The sequence below is a fragment of the Aldersonia sp. NBC_00410 genome (assembly GCF_026342035.1).
GTDB lineage: Bacteria > Actinomycetota > Actinomycetes > Mycobacteriales > Mycobacteriaceae > Aldersonia.
In genome coordinates this window covers 1-15,987 of record NZ_JAPENM010000005.1, presented here as the reverse complement: position 1 = coordinate 15,987, position 15,987 = coordinate 1, and the positions used below count along the sequence as shown (strand labels likewise).

The following is a 15,987-nucleotide window of genomic DNA, read 5'->3' as shown; positions in this document are numbered from 1 at the left end:
TCATCGTCGTTGGTATTCACAGTCCCACCGCCTCGTAGAGCTTCCCGACCTCGGTTCGGCCGAGCACACGCAGCGTGCCCGGTCGCTGATCGCCAAGTGGAACCGGTCCGATATTGGTGCGCACCAAGCGAATTACCGGGTGACCGACTTCCTCCAGCAGGCGCCGCACGATGTGCTTGCGGCCCTCGTGCAGCACGACCTTCACCAGCGAACGGCCGTCGCCGATCTCGAGTGCCTGGAACTTGTCCACCTTTGCGGGCCCGTCCTCGAGCTCCACACCATCGCGAAGCGTCCGTCCGACAGCGCGATTCACCTCCCCCGACACGGTCGCCAGGTAGGTCTTCGTGACCTCGTAGGAGGGATGCATCAGCCGGTGCGCCAGATCACCGTCGTTGGTGAGCAACAGCAGACCCTCGGTGTCGGCGTCGAGGCGCCCGACGTGAAACAGGCGCTGGCCGGCCGCGACCCGCTCGGCAACAATGTCGCCGACACACGGGCGGCCGAGGTCGTCCGACATAGTGGACTGCCAGCCGCGCGGCTTGTTCAGCGCCACGTGAACGAGTTCCTCACGTACCACCACGCGGGTGCCGTCCACGCGCACGACGGCCTTCTCCGGGTCGACGCGCAGGCCCTGTTCGGTGACGATCCGCCCGTCCACCTCGACGCGCCCCGCGGCGATCATCTCCTCGGCAGCACGGCGAGAGGCAACGCCGGCCTGGGCGAGCACCTTCTGCAGGCGGACGCCCTCGCCGGTCGCGAGCTGGGTATGCCCGCCGCGATCGACGTTCTGCTGCCGGGCCGGCTTGGCATTGCTGAGCTTCGGCGGCGCCTGACGCTGTGGCCGGGGCTTCTTCGCCGCGCCTGCCTTCGTCGGCTTCGCGGGGCCGCGCGCACCGGCCGAGCCTCTCGCGGCGGAGCTTTTGCCTGCCGAGGTCTTGTCGGCCGCGGCGGGAGTGCCCCGACCGCCCTTTTTGCGTTTGTCCGGTGTGCCATCACGGCGAGCGGGCTTGTTCACTTCGTTCCTGTCATTCGTCTTCGGCGAGCGCGATGCTCGGATCGGGCTCCGCACGTTTGCGCAGCCTGGTGTACCGAGGGTCGGTATCCAGACTGTCATTGATCTCGTCGATGAGGTCCACATCCGGCAACAGCGGAGCCAACTGTGGCAACTCGGCGAGCGACGCGAGACCGATTCGCTCGAGGAACAACTCGGTCGTCGCGTACAGGGTCGCGCTGGTCTGCGCGTCCGTGCCGGCTTCCGAAATCAGTCCGCGGGCGAGCAGCGTCCGCATCACACCGTCCACGTTGACCCCACGAACCGCGCTGACGCGGGCCCGAGTCACTGGTTGACGGTAGGCGATCACCGCCAGAGTTTCCAAAGCGGCACGGGTCAGCTTCGACCGTGCACCATCGAGCATCAACCGCTCGACATAGGGGGCGTACGTGTTCCGAGTGTAGAGCCGCCAGCCCTCGCCCACCGACCGCAGATCCATACCGCTGCGCCGCTCGGTGAGTTCCACCGACATCGCTCGCAGCGTGAGCTCGACCCGCCCGACGGTTTCATCCGCCGCGGTGGCCAGCGTTGCGGCGCTTGCCGGTTCGTCCACCACCAGCAGCATCGCCTCCAGCGCCGAGCGGAGTTCGGCCTCCTCGAGTGGCTCGATACGGTCCTCGAACTCGCCCTCCGACGCCGCGTCGCCGCCGTCCTCGTTCGCGTTCTCGACGCGGCCTTCGGTGTCCTCGTCGACACGATTGTCGGGCCTGTTCGCCCCCGTCACATCGGTCATTGGTAATCCTCGTCACTCACCGCAACAGCGGTGTTCACGTCACCGGTCCATGTCACTGCCAGGTCCCCCAGTGGATCCGGCTGTTCGAATTCCACCGACCTCTCACGATAGAGCTCGAGCAGCGCCAGAAACCGCGCGACGATGTGCAGCGGCGCCGGACAGTCGGCGACGAGTTCGTGGAACGTCGTCCAGGTTCCGAAACCACGCGCCTTCAGCAGCTCGAGGACGATTGCCGCCTGCTCGACGACCGACACCTGGGGTGCGTGCAGGTGGTCGAGGCCGACGGTCGGGACTGGGCGCGGCCGGAAGGCGACCGCCGCGATCTGCGCAAACTCGTCGGGTCCGACACCGAGCAGCACCTCGGGCAGCAGCCCGGTGTAGCGGTCCTCCAGCGAGACCGAGCGTGGGTAGCGCCGCAGTGCCGCCGACTCCATTTCGCCGAACAGCTCCGCAACCTGCTTGAACGCCCGGTACTGCAACAGTCGGGCGAAAAGCAGATCGCGCGCGTCGAGCAGCGCAAGATCCTCGGCGTCCTCCACTTCACCGGACGGGAGCAGCCGCGCGGCCTTGAGGTCGAGCAAGGTCGCGGCCACGACCAGGAACGCGGTCGTCTGTTCGAGTTCCATCTCGGCGCCCATCGCCTTGGTGTAGGCGATGAAGTCGTCGGTCACCCGGTGCAGCGCGACCTCGGTGACGTCGAGTTTGTGCTGGCTGATCAGGGTGAGCAGCAGATCGAACGGGCCCTCGAAATTGCGCAGCCGAACGTGGAAACCCTGCCGGTCGCCGCTCTCGGTTTCGTCGCTTGGTGCTGGCCCGGTCACCGGCCCGACCGGTGAACGACCTCGCGGGCGAGCGCCCGGTAGGCCTCCGCGCCGCCCGACTTCGGTGCCCACGTTGTGATCGGCTCCCCGGCGACGCTGGTCTCCGGGAACCGCACAGTCCGGGTGATGACGGTGTCGAACACCAGGTCGCCGAACACCTCGACCACCCGCGCCATGACCTCGCGGGAATGCAACGTCCGAGCGTCGTACATGGTGACGACGATGCCGTTGAGCGAAAGCTTCGGGTTCAGCCGATCGCGCACCTTCTCGATGGTGTCGTTCAACAGCGCGAGTCCGCGCAGGCTGAAGTACTCGCACTCCATCGGAATGACGACCCCGTCGGCCGCGGCCAGCGCGTTGACGGTGAGCAGGCCGAGCGAAGGCTGGCAATCGATGAGGATGTAGTCGTAGCGGTCCAGCACCGGGTGCAGCACCCGGCCGAGCGTATGTTCGCGACCGACCTCGTTGACGAGTTGGATTTCGGCCGCGGAAAGGTCGATGTTGCTCGGCAGCAGGTCCATGTTGTCGACCCGGGTCCGCATGACGACGTCGTCGATCGACACCTTGGCTTCGACGAGCAGGTTGTGCACGGTCAGGTCGAGATCGTGGTGCGCGACGCCGAGACCGGCGGACAGCGCGCCCTGCGGATCGAGGTCGACGAGCAGCACCCGGCGGCCGTACTCGGCGAGCGCGGCACCCAGATTGATCGTGGACGTGGTCTTGCCGACGCCGCCCTTCTGATTGCACATCGCCAGGATCCTCGCGGGACCGTGGCTGCTCAGCGGCTGCGGTTCGGGTATCTCACGCAACGGCCTGCCGGTCGGCCCGGCGCTGCCCTCCGCGACGTGGTGGATGTCGTGCTCCGGCTCAGCCGAACGTGCACCACTCATCACACCGATTTCCGCGGCGGGTACACGCGGTGTCGTCACGTCGAGTGCTCCCCTGCTTCCATCACGATGAGCGGTCCGGTCTTCGCGTAAACGCTACCGCTTCGATATCAGAAATCCGTGCGCGGACACGCCATTCAGTGCGCGCGCGGGTGCGCACCGGCCCAAACCTCGCGCAGCGAGCCGATCGTGACCAGGGTGTAGATCTGCGTTGTCGTCACAGAAGCATGCCCCAGTAACTCCTGCACCACGCGTACATCCGCACCGCCATCGAGAAGGTGTGTCGCGAACGAGTGTCGCAACGTGTGCGGCGACACACCGGCGGCGAGTCCCGCGCGTTCCGCCGAAGTCTGCAGCACCTGCCACGCACTCTGCCGAGACAGTCGGCCACCACGCGAATTGAGAAACAACGCCGAACCCGAGCGCGGTGACTGCCGATTCGTGGCAGCACTACGCCGCGCAGCAAGATCGGGTCTGCCGCGAACCAGATACGCGTCGATGGCCGCGATCGCCGGCCGGCCCACCGGCACGACCCGCTGTTTGCCGCCCTTGCCGTGCAACACCACCGCTCGGTCCGGAACTTCGATGTCATCGACATCGAGACCGACCGCTTCGGAGATGCGCGCGCCGGTGGAATACAGCAATTCGAGCAGCGCGCGGTTGCGCAGCCGCCGCGGCTCGTCGGCGGCGTCGTCCCCACCGGCCGCGTCGAGCAGCGCGAGCACGTCGTCGACCGGCAGCGACTTCGGCAATCGCCGTCCCGGAGCCGGGGGCTTCACCGCATGTGCGACGTCGGTGTCGGTGATGCCCTCGACTGCCGCGAAGCGGTGCAGGCCGCGTACCGCGATCAGTGCCCGGGCCGCCGAACTGGCGGCCAGTGCCGGAACAGCGCGGTCCGGCTCGCCACGGCGCAACACGACGACGAAATCCGAGACGTCGGACTCGGCGACCGCACCGAGCGAATCGATGCTGCGGGCAGCGAGGAATTCGCGATAGCGGTCCAGGTCGCGCCGGTACGAGCTGAGCGTGTTGCGCGCCAGACCACGCTCGACGGCGAGATGGTCGAGGTAGGTGTCGATCTGCCGCGCAAGCACCCTAGGTGACCGTCCCCCGGGCTTTGCGCGCGGCGAAGGCGGCCGGCCGGCCGGGCCAGGGAGCATCGGGAGCCCGAAGCTTCGTCCCGCTCGCGCGGGCCGCCGCGACCGCGAGCACACCGGCGACCGCCGTCGCATTCACGATCTCACCCGAGAACGTCGCCGCCACCGCATCCGGGAGTGGCATGCGAAGCAACTCGAGATCGGCTTCCTCGTGCTCGGCCACGGGCCGATCGATCTCGGTGAGCTGTTCGGCCAGGAAGATCCGCAGCGCCTCGTCGGTGAACCCTGGTGACACCGCAACATCCACCAGCACCGACCACACCCCGGCAACAAGCCCGGTTTCTTCTGCCAACTCCCGCTTCGCCGCATCGAGCGGGTCTTCGCCCGGCGCGTCGAGCAGCCCGGCCGGCAGTTCGAGCAGCCGAGCCTGCACCGGATGGCGATACTGACGAATCAGCACCAGCCGGCCGTCGTCACCGAGTGCAGCGATCGCAACCGCGCCGAAATGCTCGATGACCTCACGATCGGCGGGCTTGCCGTCCGGCATCACGACGGCATCGCGGCGAAGCGCGAGGATCGCACCCTCGTACAGGGTCTCGGAAGAAACCGTGTCGAAAACGTGCGTACCCGGGGTCGGAACCGAACCGGCCTCGGCCATGCTCAGAGTTCCTGGTCCCCGACGAGGACCTCGTCCACCACACCGTCGCCGTGAATGTCGACGGGAAGGCGTTCGGCTGCTTTGTATTTCAACGAAGCACCGACGAACGCGGTGAACAGCGGATGCGGCCGGGTCGGCCGGCTCTTCAACTCCGGATGCGCCTGTGTCGCAACGAAGAACGGGTGTTTGTCGGTGGGCAGCTCGACGAATTCGACCAGATGCCCGTCCGGCGAGGTTCCGCTGAACTGCAAGCCGCTCTTGGCAACCCGCTCACGGAAGGAGTTGTTCACCTCATAACGGTGCCGGTGCCGCTCGGAGACGTGCTCGCTGCCGTAGGCGTGCGCCACCACCGACCCCTTGGTGAGCGTCGCGGGATACGCGCCCAAACGCATGGTGCCGCCCAGATCGGCCTGGCCCGCGACGATGTCTTCCTGATCGGCCATCGTGGAGATCACCGGATACTGCGTATCGGGGTCGAATTCCGCGGAGTTGGCGCCGTCGAGACCGACCGAGCGGGCGGCCTCGATCACGACGCACTGCAGACCGAGGCACAGGCCGAGCAGCGGAACGTTATGCGTGCGGGCATACCGGATCGCGCCCACCTTGCCCTCGATGCCCCGAATACCGAACCCGCCAGGAATGAGGACGGCGTCGGTGTCCGAAAGCGCGGCCACCGCGCCGGCGGCGGTCTCGCACTCGTCCGACGGCACCCATTTGATGGACACCTTCGCGCGGTGTGCGAACCCGCCGGCACGCAGCGCCTCGGTGACCGACAGGTACGCGTCGGGCAGGTCGACGTATTTGCCGACCAGGGCAATCCGCACGGTCTCCCGCGGATCGTGCACCCGATCGAGCAGGTCGCCCCACACGGTCCAGTCGACGTCGCGGAACGGCAGCCCGAGCTGGCGCACCACATAGGCGTCGAGGCCCTCCCGATGCAGCACCTTGGGAATGTCGTAGATCGAGGGCGCATCCGGCGTCGATATACAGCCGTCCACGTCGACGTCGCACATGAGCGCGATCTTGCTCTTGAGCCCCTGCGGAACATCGCGGTCACAACGCAGGATCAGCGCGTCGGGCTGGATGCCGATGTTGCGCAGGGACGCGACCGAGTGCTGGGTCGGCTTGGTCTTGAGTTCGCCCGAGGGCGCGAGATAGGGCACCAGCGAGACGTGCAGGAAGAAGACGTTCTCCCGGCCGACATCGTGGCGCACCTGGCGGGCGGCCTCGAGGAACGGCTGCGACTCGATGTCGCCGACCGTGCCGCCGATCTCGGTGATCACCACATCCGGGGTCTGCCCCTCCAGATCGGGACCACTCATCGCGAGGATGCGACTCTTGATCTCATCGGTGATGTGCGGGATTACCTGCACGGTGTCACCGAGATACTCGCCGCGACGCTCCTTGGCGATCACCGTCGAGTAGACCTGGCCGGTCGTCACATTCGCATACCCGGACAGGTCGCGGTCGAGGAAGCGCTCGTAATGGCCGACGTCGAGATCGGTCTCCGCACCGTCCTCGGTGACGAAAACCTCGCCATGCTGGAACGGGTTCATCGTGCCGGGGTCGACGTTGAGATAGGGGTCGAGCTTCTGCATCGTGACCCGCAGTCCGCGGGCGGTGAGCAGCTGTCCCAAACTCGATGCGGTAAGGCCTTTTCCGAGCGACGACACCACTCCGCCGCTGACGAAAATGTGCTTGGTGGCGGTCCGCGAATGAATGCGCGACTGCTGGCCCGTGATGGACGACCCCGCGTTGATTGACACTGACGCTCCCGTGACGACGCTGCAGGACTTGGTTCTGGAATAGAGCTGGGGCCTGCCGACCCACGGGTCTTCACGGTAACACCAGATGCGCCGTCGAATCGACCGGCGCGCCCCTGTGGTCTCGGCGAGTCCCTCGCGTGGTCTCGGCGAGTCCCTCGCGTGGTCTCGGCGAGTCCCTCGCGTCAGCTCGGGACGGCGCCCACCGTCACGGCCGTCGAGTTCGGTCCGGTGCCGTAGCGACCGACGCCGCCGTTGAGTTGCTCCTGCAGCGCGAGCGCCACTGTGATGCGGCCCGACTCGCGATCCACGTTGTCGATCGTGGAGGCGGTGCCGGACAGTGCGGCGTCCGCGCGGGCGACCGCGACCGGACCGCTCCCCTCGGCCGAGGGTGGCGGGCCGGCGAGGACCGTTCCCGCGCCGCGACCGTCCAGAGCTGCGGCGAAGCGCGACACGATCGAGCCGCGGTTGCCGTCGCTACCGGAGTTGCCGCCGGTGAGCACGAGCGCGAGCTGCGCCGGGCGGATGTCGCCATAGGTCACGAATCCGCCACCGCGCAGGGTCTCCAGCGCCAGCGCGGTGTCCTGCGGCGAGCTCTGCGGCTGCGCATTCGCCGCATCGAGCAGCAGCACCGAACCGAGCAGATCCCCGGCGAGACTGCCCTGGTCGACCGCGCCGGTGCGCAGCTGAACGCCGGCAGGAATCACATTCGCGATCGTGGTGCGTAGCCGGTCACCACTGGCGACGTCGATGAAGGCGTCGGTGAGCCCGACATTGCCGGTCACCGATCCACCGGCGGCCTCGATGGTGTGTGTCACCGCAGCCACATCGGCCGGGTCGGTGTCGGGCGTGGTGAACAGCACGACGGTGCGGTCGGCGAGCGAATTCGCGAGCACCCGGCCCGCGACCGCCGACTCGAAACCGTCGGAGGCGCCGGCCTGCAGTTGCAGCCGCGCATTCTCGGCCGTCAACTCGTCGACCTGGCCCTGCAGATCCGTGCGGTCGTCGCGCAGTCCCGATAGCAGATCCGACGCAATGGTCTGCGATCCGAGCACGATCCCGAGCGCGAGCGCGAAGAAGATCGCCGCGATCGAGATCGCATGCTGGCGAAGCGAAATCACTCCAGCCAGCTCTCGATCCAGGTCTGCAGGCGGGTCCACGTATCGCTCGCCCAGTCCAGCACTTCGGCACCCATATTCGACGCGACGAGCGCGACGACGATCGCGGTGAGCGCGGCGAGGATGAGCAACGCGATGGCCCCACCGGACACGCGGCTGCGGTACAGCGTCGCAACCGCCTTGCCATCGACCAATTTCGGGCCGACCTTGAGCCGGGTGAGGAACGTCGCGGGATTGCTGTCGCGGCGGCTGCGGTCGAAGAACTCGTCCAGCGACGCCGCGGCGCCGACCGTGACGATCATCGACGCCCCATGGTGATCGGCGAGCAGCAGCGCCAGATCCGCGGTCCCGCACGATGCCGGGAAGGTGATCGCGCCGATCCCGAGGTCCTGAATCCGCTGCAGCCCGGGCGCGTGGCCATCCGGATCGGCGGGCAGCACCACCTCTGCCCCGCATTTCAGCGTGGCCGCGGTGATGTCGTCGGGTTCACCGACGATGAGATCGGGACGGTAGCCGGCCTTGGTGATGCTGTCGGCACCCGCGCCGACACCGATCAGGATGGGCGCGTACTCCTTGATGAACGGCTTGAGGTTCTTCAGGTCGACGACGTGGTCGGGCCCGTCGGCGACGATCACGACGTGACGTCCGTTGAGGTCGAGATCGATCTCGGGCACGCCGATGCCGTCGATCAGCAGCTGGCTTTCGGCCTTGACGAACTCGATCGTGTTGCCGGAGAAGGCCTCGAGGTGGGCGGCGAGGCCGTTCTTGGCCGCGATCATCCGATCGGAGATCTCGATCTCGCTCAGCTCGGTGCCGACGAACAGCTCCTTCTCGCCGGAGTACACCGTGCCCTCGTCGATCCGGACCTTGGAGCCGTCTTTGACCTTCTTGAAGACGTCCTGCCCGACATCGTCGAGCAGCGTGATCCCGTTGGCCACCAGGACTTCCGGCCCGAGATTCGGATAGCGGCCGGATATCGAGGGTGACGCGTTGACGACCGCGAGGACACTGGCGGCGACGAGGGCGTCCGCGGTGATCCGGTCGAGGTCGAGCTCGTCGAGTACGACGATGTCGCCGGGACCCACGCGGCGCAGCAGCCGAGCGGTATTGCGATCGGCCCGCGCGATTCCGCTGAGCCCCGGGAGAGTTTCCGTGCTTCGAGACAGCAGTGCCGGCATCTTCATGGCCACGATAATGCCGCCGAACTCTCGACCCGAGGTGGAGGCGCGCCGAATCAATTGTCACATCTGCCACATGCGCATCAGCAGATTATGCCCACCGTAGCGGCGGTTATGCTCACGCCCGACGGCCGGTCGCGCACCGGGAACATCGGGGAAGGAACGTAGAGAATGCCGAGCTACACCGCCGAGAGGATCATCGACGCACCGCGCGAGGTGGTTTACGGCATCTTCGCGGACCGGGAGAACGGCGGCGACTTCCTGCCCGTGCAAACGCGGCTGGTCACCCCCGGCGACGCCGAACGCCAGGGCGTCGGCGCGGTGCACTTCCTCGGCGTCGGCAAGCTGGGCGTCAAGGAGCAGATCACCGGCCTGATCCCGAACGAGCGCATCGAGTACCGCTTGATCGCCGGCGCTCCGGTGAAGGATCACACGGGCACCATCGTGTTTTCCGACGCAGGCAACGGCACCCGGGTCGTCTACACCATGGATTCCACGCCGAGCCTGCCGGTGCCCGCCGCGGTGCTGCGGCTCGGTCTGCGCGGCCTGATCACCAGCATGATCTCCGGCGTCGACAAGGAAGTGCGCCGGCGGGCCAAGTAACCGCTCAGCGCAGCTCTTCGGCGTGCGTGCGCGCGAGCTGCAGTAGTTCCTCCGCGTGCGCACGTCCGGTCTCGGTGTCGTCGAGGCCGGCGAGCATGCGCGCAAGCTCGACCACCCGGTCGTCGCCATCGAGGGACCGCACACCGCTGTTGAGCACGCCGCCGTCGTCGGTCTTGTCGACCACCAGATGGGTGTCGGCGAAGGCGGCCACCTGCGGCAGGTGCGTCACCACGATCACCTGATGAGCACGCGCCAACCGCGCGAGCCGACGGCCGATCTCGACCGCGGCCCGGCCGCCGACACCGGCGTCGACCTCGTCGAACACCATCGTCGCGCCCTTCTCCGAATCGGCCAGCACCACCTCGAGGGCGAGCATCACCCGGGAAAGCTCACCACCCGACGCGCTCTTCCCGATCGGCAGCGATTGCGCGCCGCCATGTCCGGCGAGCCGGAACTCCACCTCATCGACGCCGTCCGTGCCCGCATGCACCGTCGTACCCGCCACCTCGAGCGGCGCCGAATCCTGTGCACCGACCGCATTCTGGCGAACCTCGACATCGAGCCGTGCCTTGCCCATTGCAAGCCCACTCAGTTCGGCACTCACCGCCTTGGCGAGCCTTTTGGCCGCTGAGGTCCGCGCCGAGCTCAGCTTCGCTGCCGCGGCCGCCACCGCGCGCTCGGTTTCCTCGGCGCGGGTGCGCAGCACCGCCAGCGCGTCCTCGGAGACGTCGACGCTCTGCAGCCGGGCCCGGGCGTCCTCGGCCCAGGCGATGACACCGTCCACGTCCGGGGCGTACTTGCGGGTGAGTGTCTTGAGCTCGGCCTGCCGGGTGAGCAGGCTGTCCAGCGCACCGGGGTCGGCGGGCAGATCGCCGAGGTAGCCGCTGAGTTCGCCGGCGACGTCCACAACCATGGCGATCGCCTCGCCGAGCCGCGGGCCGAGATCGGACAACGCCGGGTCGTCACTGGATTCGATCCGATCCCGCGCCACCCCGAGCAGTTCGATCGCGCTCGACGCATCGGCAGCGGTCTCGGTCCCCACATCGACCCCGGACAGCGCGACCTGCGCAGTCTCGGCCGCATCGCGCAACGAATCGAGGTCGCCGAGCCGACGGACCTCCGCGAGGATCGTGGCGTCCTCACCGGGAGTTGGTGCGACCGAGTCGATTTCGGCCAGTTCGTGGCGGAGCCGGTCCGCTTCCTGGGCAAGCTCACGGCTCTTTTCGGTGCGTTCGATGAGTTCCCGCCGCGCGGTCAACCATTCCGCACGGCGCTCGCGGTAGCGGGCCAGTGGTGTGTCGATGGTATCGGCGGCAAACCGGTCCACCGCGCGGCGCTGTTCGTCGGCGCGCAGCAGCCGAAGCTGATCGTTCTGGCCGTGCACGGTCAGCAATGGCTCGGTGAATCCGGCGAGCGTGCCTGCCGGCACGCTCCGCCCGCCGAGATGAGCGCGGGAGCGGCCGTCCGCGCCGACCGTGCGGACCACGATCACGCTGCCGTCCTCGTCGCGTTCGGCTCCCGCGGATTCGAGCGCATCGTCGACCGCCTCGTGGCGCGCCCCGTCGACGTCGTCGGTGACGAAGCGTCCCTCCACGACTGCCCGCGCCGCACCGACACGGACTCGGCCCGCGTCGGCCCGCGCACCACTGAGCAGATGCAGGCTGGTCACGACCATCGTCTTACCGGCGCCGGTCTCGCCCGTCACCACTGTCAGGCCGTCATGAAACTGCGCCGTCGCCGAGGCGATGACGCCCAATCCGTCGATCCTGATCTCGGCGAGCACCTGTCAGCGTTTCCTTCCCCGCCAACCGGTTACCGGCAGTTCGAACTTGCGCACCAACCGGTCGGCGAACGGCGCCGAATCCAGCCGGACCCATAGCAAAGGTTTGCTGCCCCGCACCGCCTCGACCCGACCTCCGCGCGGCAGCACCATGGTGCGCCGGCCGTCCAGGAACACCAGCGCGTTGTGCCCGGTCGCGACGGACTCCACCGCCACCACCGACTCCGGCGAGGTAACCAGTGGACGCGCGAACAGCGCGTGGGCATTGCTCGGAATCACCAGTAGCGCTTCGAGTTCCGGCCACACGACCGGCCCACCGGCGGAGAACGCGTAGGCCGTCGATCCGGTCGGCGACGCGATCAGCACGCCGTCGCAGCCGAACGACGAGACGGGACGACCGTCCACCTCGACCACGACCTCGAGTACGCCAAGTCGAGACTCGTTCTCGATACTCGCCTCGTTCAGCGCCCAGCTATGGTCGATCACGCGGTCCTCGACTCGCACCGACACCTCGAGCGTCATCCGTTGCTCGATGCGGTAGTCGCGGCGCACGACCTGGGCGAGCGCATCGTCGAGATGTTCCGCCTCGGCCTCGGTGAGGAACCCGATTCGGCCGAGGTTGATGCCGAGCACCGGTACCGAAGCCGCGCGCGCAAGCTCGGCGGCGCGAAGCACCGTGCCGTCACCACCGAGCACGAGTATCAGCTCGCACCCTTCGGCGGCATGTGGGCCGGCATCGACGACGGACACCTTGCCGAAGCCACGATCGGTGACCGTACCGGACCAGTCGATACCCGTGCTGTAGGCCTCGTCGGCAAGCACGCGCAGGGCGATACCGGCCTCATCGAAGATCTTCGCGACCCGGTGGGCCACCTCGCCGATCTCGGCGCGACCCGGATGGGCAACCAGCAAAACCTCTCGTCCAGCCGGACGCTCCAACGGCGCGCTCACTGTGGTCCCTCCCGCACGGCCGTTTCGATCAGCTCCACGACGCTGTCATCATCTTCGGCCGGTCCTCCATTGGCATCGGCCCGGAACCACAAAAAATACTCGACGTTGCCGGACGGGCCGGGCAAGGGGCTGGCAACTGCTCCGAGCGTACTCAGCCCGAGCCCGGCGGCCGCAGCCGCGACGCCACGCACGGCCTCCGCACGCAGCGCCGGGTCGCGCACGACCCCGCCGGATCCGACGCGGTCCTTACCAACCTCGAACTGCGGTTTCACCATCGGCAACAGGTCCGCGCCAGGTGCCGCACACGCGGCGAGCGCGGGCAGCACGAGCGCGAGGGAAATGAATGACAGGTCGGCGACGACCAACTCGACTCGGCCGCCGATGTCGTCGGGTGTCAGTGCACGCACGTTTGTGCGGTCGTGTACCTGGACCCGGTCATCCGCGCGGAGCCGCCAAACCAGTTGGCCGTAGCCGACATCGACGGCCACCACCTGGCGTGCGCCACGAGACAGCAGCACATCGGTGAAGCCACCGGTCGAGGCGCCCGCGTCGAGACAGCGGCGGTCCTGCACGGCGAGTCCGCGGGGTTCGAACGCGTCGAGCGCGCCGAGCAATTTGTGCGCGCCGCGCGACGCCCAGTTGGCCTCGTCGGGTTCATCGCGAACGAGCAGCGGGGTGCCGGGTTCGACCGCGGTCGCGGGCTTGACGGCCACAGAGCCACCGATCAGCACCCTTCCGGCACCGATCAGCTCGACCGCATGTTCGCGTGACCGGGCCAGTCCCCGCCGGACCAGCTCGGCATCCACTCGTGCCCGGCGGACCACCTCAGATCTTGTCCACCGTCGCCAACGCCCGAACCAGAACGTCGTGGGCTTGTTCGAGCACCCGGGCACGGTGCGGGATCGCGTCGCCGTCGCCCTGTCCTTCGACGGCATTGAGGCCGCCGAGCAACTCGTCGACTTCGGCACGAATACGGTCCGGATCCGCGAGCGGTTGCTCCGCGGACCTCAGGTGCTGCCCGGGCAGCGGTACAGGCGCGTTCATCGCCGCCAACGCTAGCCGATTCCCGGGGCGTCCGCGTGTAGCGAAACCGCGCAACCGCCACCGGTTGGGTCCGGCTCGGCCCAGGCATCGATGACGGTCGCCGCGACAGAGTTGCCTGCGCTGACCGCGCCGAACTCGGGCAACGCCCAGGCGGCGAGTGCTGCGACCCGGATGGCGGCGAGGATCTCGGCCGGATCGTTGGGATTCGCGGCGTCGGGGCCGTGCAGAACCACATCGGTATCTTTCGGCTCGGCGCGCCAGCCGCGGTCTCCTTCGGTGCCGAGCGGGTGGTTGAGCGCGTCGAGGGACCGGCTTACGAAGGTCGGGCGCTCGTCCGGCGTGGCACGCAGCAGGTCGGCCACGGTGCTCACCCCGGTCAGCACGAGTAGCGAATCCAGCCCGGTCTCGTTCGCACCCGCGATATCGGTATCGAGCCGATCGCCGACGACGAGCGACTTCGTTCGACCCCCGCGCCGCAACGCGTCCTCGAGCAGCGGCGCGGCGGGCTTGCCCGCTACCAGCGGCACGGCACCGGTTGCCGTCCGCAGGGCGGCAACCATCGCGCCGTTCCCCGGCGCGAAGCCGCGTTCGGTGGGCAATGTGGTGTCGGTGTTCGCGGCGACCCAGAGCGCACCGGAACGGATCGCGTAGGCGGCCTCGGCGAGAATCGGCCACGCCGTTTGCGGCGAGTGGCCCTGAACGACCGCTTTCGGCCCGTCGTCGAAACTTCGCACCGGTACCAGACCGACGCCGCGTACCTCGTCGGCGAGTGCGTCGGTGCCGACGACGAGCACAGCATCGCCGGGTTCCAGGCGCTCGGCGAGCAGTCGTGCGGCGGCCTGGGAACTTGTGACGACATCGTCATCGGCGGCGGCGAAACCCAGCTCGCGCAGATGGTTCGCGACATCGGCCGGGCTGCGGCTGGCGTTGTTCGTGACGTAGAGCAGTTGCTGTGTGCCGGACGCGAGCGCTTGCGCGGTACCCGGGATCGAGTGCGGCCCCAGATACAGCGTGCCGTCCAGGTCGAGCAGCAGGGCGTCGTATTGTTCCCGCAGATCAGGGGTCGAATCGCCCGTCACTGCGCGTCGCCGGACAACTCGGCAACCCGCTCCTCGGCATCGGTTTCGCCCTCGACGTCCGCGGCGGCGGCATTCAGGAACCACGTCAGCCCATCCGCGACGCGCCCCGCGGCAACCAGCGCGTCGGCGTACGCGTAGAACAACCGCGCGGCGCCCGAACCGGTCCGGGACGGGTCGAGTTCCGGAGTCTGCAATGTGACGACGGCCTGGTCGAACTGTCCGAGATCCATTCGCGCCCCGGCAACCACGATCCGAAGCTCCGTCGCATCGTCGCCGGTCAACGCCCTGGCCTCATCGCTTCGGCCCAGCTCGATCGCCCGCTCCGGCCGACCGAGCCCACGCTCGCAATCGGCCATGACGGCCAGGAGTCCTGGACCGCCGGCCATTCTGCGGGCGGCGCGCAGTTCGGATAGCGCCTCGGCCCACTCACCGGCGTGATACGCGATCACACCCGCGGTTTCACGGACCACTGCAATGCGGCCCGCGCGTCCGCGTGCGGCACGCGCGTGTGCCAACGCGAGACGCGGATCGTCGTCGACAAGCTGCGCAGCCATCACCAGATGGCGCGCGACCGACTCGGCGTTCGACTTGTCGAGGCTCAGCAGGTCGCGGCGGACCGCCGGATCGAGATCGGCGGGCGCGATGTCATCGGGTAGGTCGGGTTCCTCGACTCGTGCCGGACGTCGGTCGCCGCCGCGCCCGGGCTGGGCCTCCGGGCGGGAATAGGCGCCTTCACCACCGCGGCGGCGCGGTGGTCCGCCCCGGCGTTGCGAATCATCACCTTCGCGACGTTGCCGCGGATCGCCGGCACCACGGCCTGGCTGCGAACTTCCACCACTGCGGCGGGATGCGGAATCATCTCGGCGCCAGGGATTTTCGCTACCGCGGTTTTCCCCGGAACTACGTCCGCGCTGGGTGTCGGACCGATGCTCGCTGGAACGTTGTTCGCTGGACCGGCGCTCGGTGTCACGACCCCGCTCACTCGGCCCGGAGCGGCGGTCGTCGTAACGTGGACGCTCGGTCGAACGCCCTTGCTCGGACGGCCGAGCCCCGGTTTCGTTGTCGCGGGATGCCGGCTGTTCGGGCTGCGCCGGTCGTCCGCTACGGCGGAACGGCTTGCGCTCGTCGTTTTCGTCCGGCACGACAGCCCCTTTCGAGCGTTGAGTACAAGATATCGGGACAACGACGAAAGGGGACCCAGTAATGGGTCCCCTTTCGTGAATG

General features: G+C 68.1%; 16 protein-coding genes. 1 reads left to right on the top strand and 15 read right to left on the bottom strand.

All coding sequences use genetic code 11. The features are described 5' to 3' along the window. Window positions 1-16: 16 nt before the first annotated feature. The 9 genes from OG921_RS12700 to steA form a co-directional block, all read right to left on the bottom strand. Window positions 17-1,015 (bottom strand): pseudouridine synthase, encoded by a 999-nt coding sequence (locus OG921_RS12700; RefSeq protein ID WP_266112833.1) that lies wholly within the window; start codon window positions 1,013-1,015, stop codon window positions 17-19. 10 nt (window positions 1,016-1,025) lie between these two features. Beyond that, a complete protein-coding gene (gene scpB, locus OG921_RS12695) occupies window positions 1,026-1,784 on the bottom strand; it encodes an SMC-Scp complex subunit ScpB (protein ID WP_266112832.1) in 759 nt (252 codons plus the stop codon). After that, window positions 1,781-2,605, bottom strand: coding sequence for a ScpA family protein (locus OG921_RS12690; protein WP_266112831.1), 825 nt, complete (start codon window positions 2,603-2,605; stop codon window positions 1,781-1,783). Before OG921_RS12690 ends, scpB begins: the two co-directional genes overlap by 4 nt. Continuing rightward, window positions 2,602-3,534 (bottom strand): ParA family protein, encoded by a 933-nt coding sequence (locus tag OG921_RS12685; RefSeq protein ID WP_266112830.1) that lies wholly within the window; start codon window positions 3,532-3,534, stop codon window positions 2,602-2,604. The genes OG921_RS12690 and OG921_RS12685 overlap by 4 nt, the downstream gene beginning before the upstream one ends. 95 nt (window positions 3,535-3,629) lie before the next feature. Then, entirely contained in the window at window positions 3,630-4,586 is a 957-nt protein-coding gene (gene xerD, locus OG921_RS12680) for a site-specific tyrosine recombinase XerD (protein ID WP_266112829.1), read from the bottom strand. 1 nt (window position 4,587) lies between these two features. After that, the gene (locus OG921_RS12675; RefSeq protein ID WP_266112828.1) at window positions 4,588-5,247 is read right to left on the bottom strand and encodes an NUDIX hydrolase; all 660 of its coding nucleotides are present in this window, start codon (window positions 5,245-5,247) and stop codon (window positions 4,588-4,590) included. 2 nt (window positions 5,248-5,249) lie between these two features. Next, window positions 5,250-7,013: a CTP synthase gene (locus OG921_RS12670; RefSeq protein ID WP_323182770.1), complete on the bottom strand. Its 1,764-nt coding sequence runs from the start codon at window positions 7,011-7,013 to the stop codon at window positions 5,250-5,252. A 182-nt stretch (window positions 7,014-7,195) separates the two neighbouring features. Next, window positions 7,196-8,131, bottom strand: coding sequence for a copper transporter (locus OG921_RS12665; protein ID WP_266112827.1), 936 nt, complete (start codon window positions 8,129-8,131; stop codon window positions 7,196-7,198). Continuing rightward, window positions 8,128-9,312 (bottom strand): putative cytokinetic ring protein SteA, encoded by a 1,185-nt coding sequence (steA, locus tag OG921_RS12660; RefSeq protein ID WP_266112826.1) that lies wholly within the window; start codon window positions 9,310-9,312, stop codon window positions 8,128-8,130. The genes OG921_RS12665 and steA overlap by 4 nt, the downstream gene beginning before the upstream one ends. A gap of 165 nt (window positions 9,313-9,477) precedes the next feature. Here steA and OG921_RS12655 point away from each other — a divergent pair, with 165 nt between their 5' ends. Next, on the top strand, window positions 9,478-9,909 hold the full coding sequence (locus tag OG921_RS12655; protein ID WP_266112825.1) for an SRPBCC family protein: 432 nt from the start codon (window positions 9,478-9,480) through the stop codon (window positions 9,907-9,909). A gap of 4 nt (window positions 9,910-9,913) precedes the next feature. Here OG921_RS12655 and recN read toward each other — a convergent pair whose 3' ends face one another. The 6 genes from recN to OG921_RS12625 are packed head-to-tail and all read right to left on the bottom strand — an operon-like array spanning window position 9,914 to window position 15,905. Beyond that, window positions 9,914-11,692: a DNA repair protein RecN gene (gene recN, locus OG921_RS12650; RefSeq protein ID WP_266112824.1), complete on the bottom strand. Its 1,779-nt coding sequence runs from the start codon at window positions 11,690-11,692 to the stop codon at window positions 9,914-9,916. Window positions 11,693-11,695: 3 nt separating this feature from the next. Further along, window positions 11,696-12,640 carry an NAD kinase gene (locus OG921_RS12645; RefSeq protein WP_266112823.1) on the bottom strand — a complete coding sequence of 315 codons (945 nt, stop codon included), beginning with the start codon at window positions 12,638-12,640 and terminating at the stop codon, window positions 11,696-11,698. Then, window positions 12,637-13,464, bottom strand: coding sequence for a TlyA family RNA methyltransferase (locus tag OG921_RS12640; protein WP_266112822.1), 828 nt, complete (start codon window positions 13,462-13,464; stop codon window positions 12,637-12,639). The genes OG921_RS12645 and OG921_RS12640 overlap by 4 nt, the downstream gene beginning before the upstream one ends. Before the next feature lies 1 nt (window position 13,465). After that, window positions 13,466-13,684, bottom strand: a complete 219-nt coding sequence (locus OG921_RS12635) for a hypothetical protein (protein ID WP_266112821.1) — start codon at window positions 13,682-13,684, stop codon at window positions 13,466-13,468. Between the two features lie 11 nt (window positions 13,685-13,695). Continuing rightward, window positions 13,696-14,763 carry an HAD-IIA family hydrolase gene (locus tag OG921_RS12630; protein WP_266112820.1) on the bottom strand — a complete coding sequence of 356 codons (1,068 nt, stop codon included), beginning with the start codon at window positions 14,761-14,763 and terminating at the stop codon, window positions 13,696-13,698. Then, window positions 14,760-15,905, bottom strand: a complete 1,146-nt coding sequence (locus tag OG921_RS12625) for a hypothetical protein (RefSeq protein WP_266112819.1) — start codon at window positions 15,903-15,905, stop codon at window positions 14,760-14,762. Before OG921_RS12625 ends, OG921_RS12630 begins: the two co-directional genes overlap by 4 nt. Between the last annotated feature and the right edge of the window lie 82 nt (window positions 15,906-15,987).

What these genes read in the sequence shown, in the direction of transcription:
- scpB (WP_266112832.1), bottom strand. Translation starts at nt 1,784, where the DNA reads ATGACCGATGTGACGGGGGCGAACAGGCCCGACAATCGTGTCGACGAG.
- OG921_RS12675 (WP_266112828.1), bottom strand. Translation starts at nt 5,247, where the DNA reads ATGGCCGAGGCCGGTTCGGTTCCGACCCCGGGTACGCACGTTTTCGAC.
- steA (WP_266112826.1), bottom strand. Translation starts at nt 9,312, where the DNA reads ATGAAGATGCCGGCACTGCTGTCTCGAAGCACGGAAACTCTCCCGGGG.
- OG921_RS12655 (WP_266112825.1), top strand. Translation starts at nt 9,478, where the DNA reads ATGCCGAGCTACACCGCCGAGAGGATCATCGACGCACCGCGCGAGGTG.
- OG921_RS12635 (WP_266112821.1), bottom strand. Translation starts at nt 13,684, where the DNA reads ATGAACGCGCCTGTACCGCTGCCCGGGCAGCACCTGAGGTCCGCGGAG.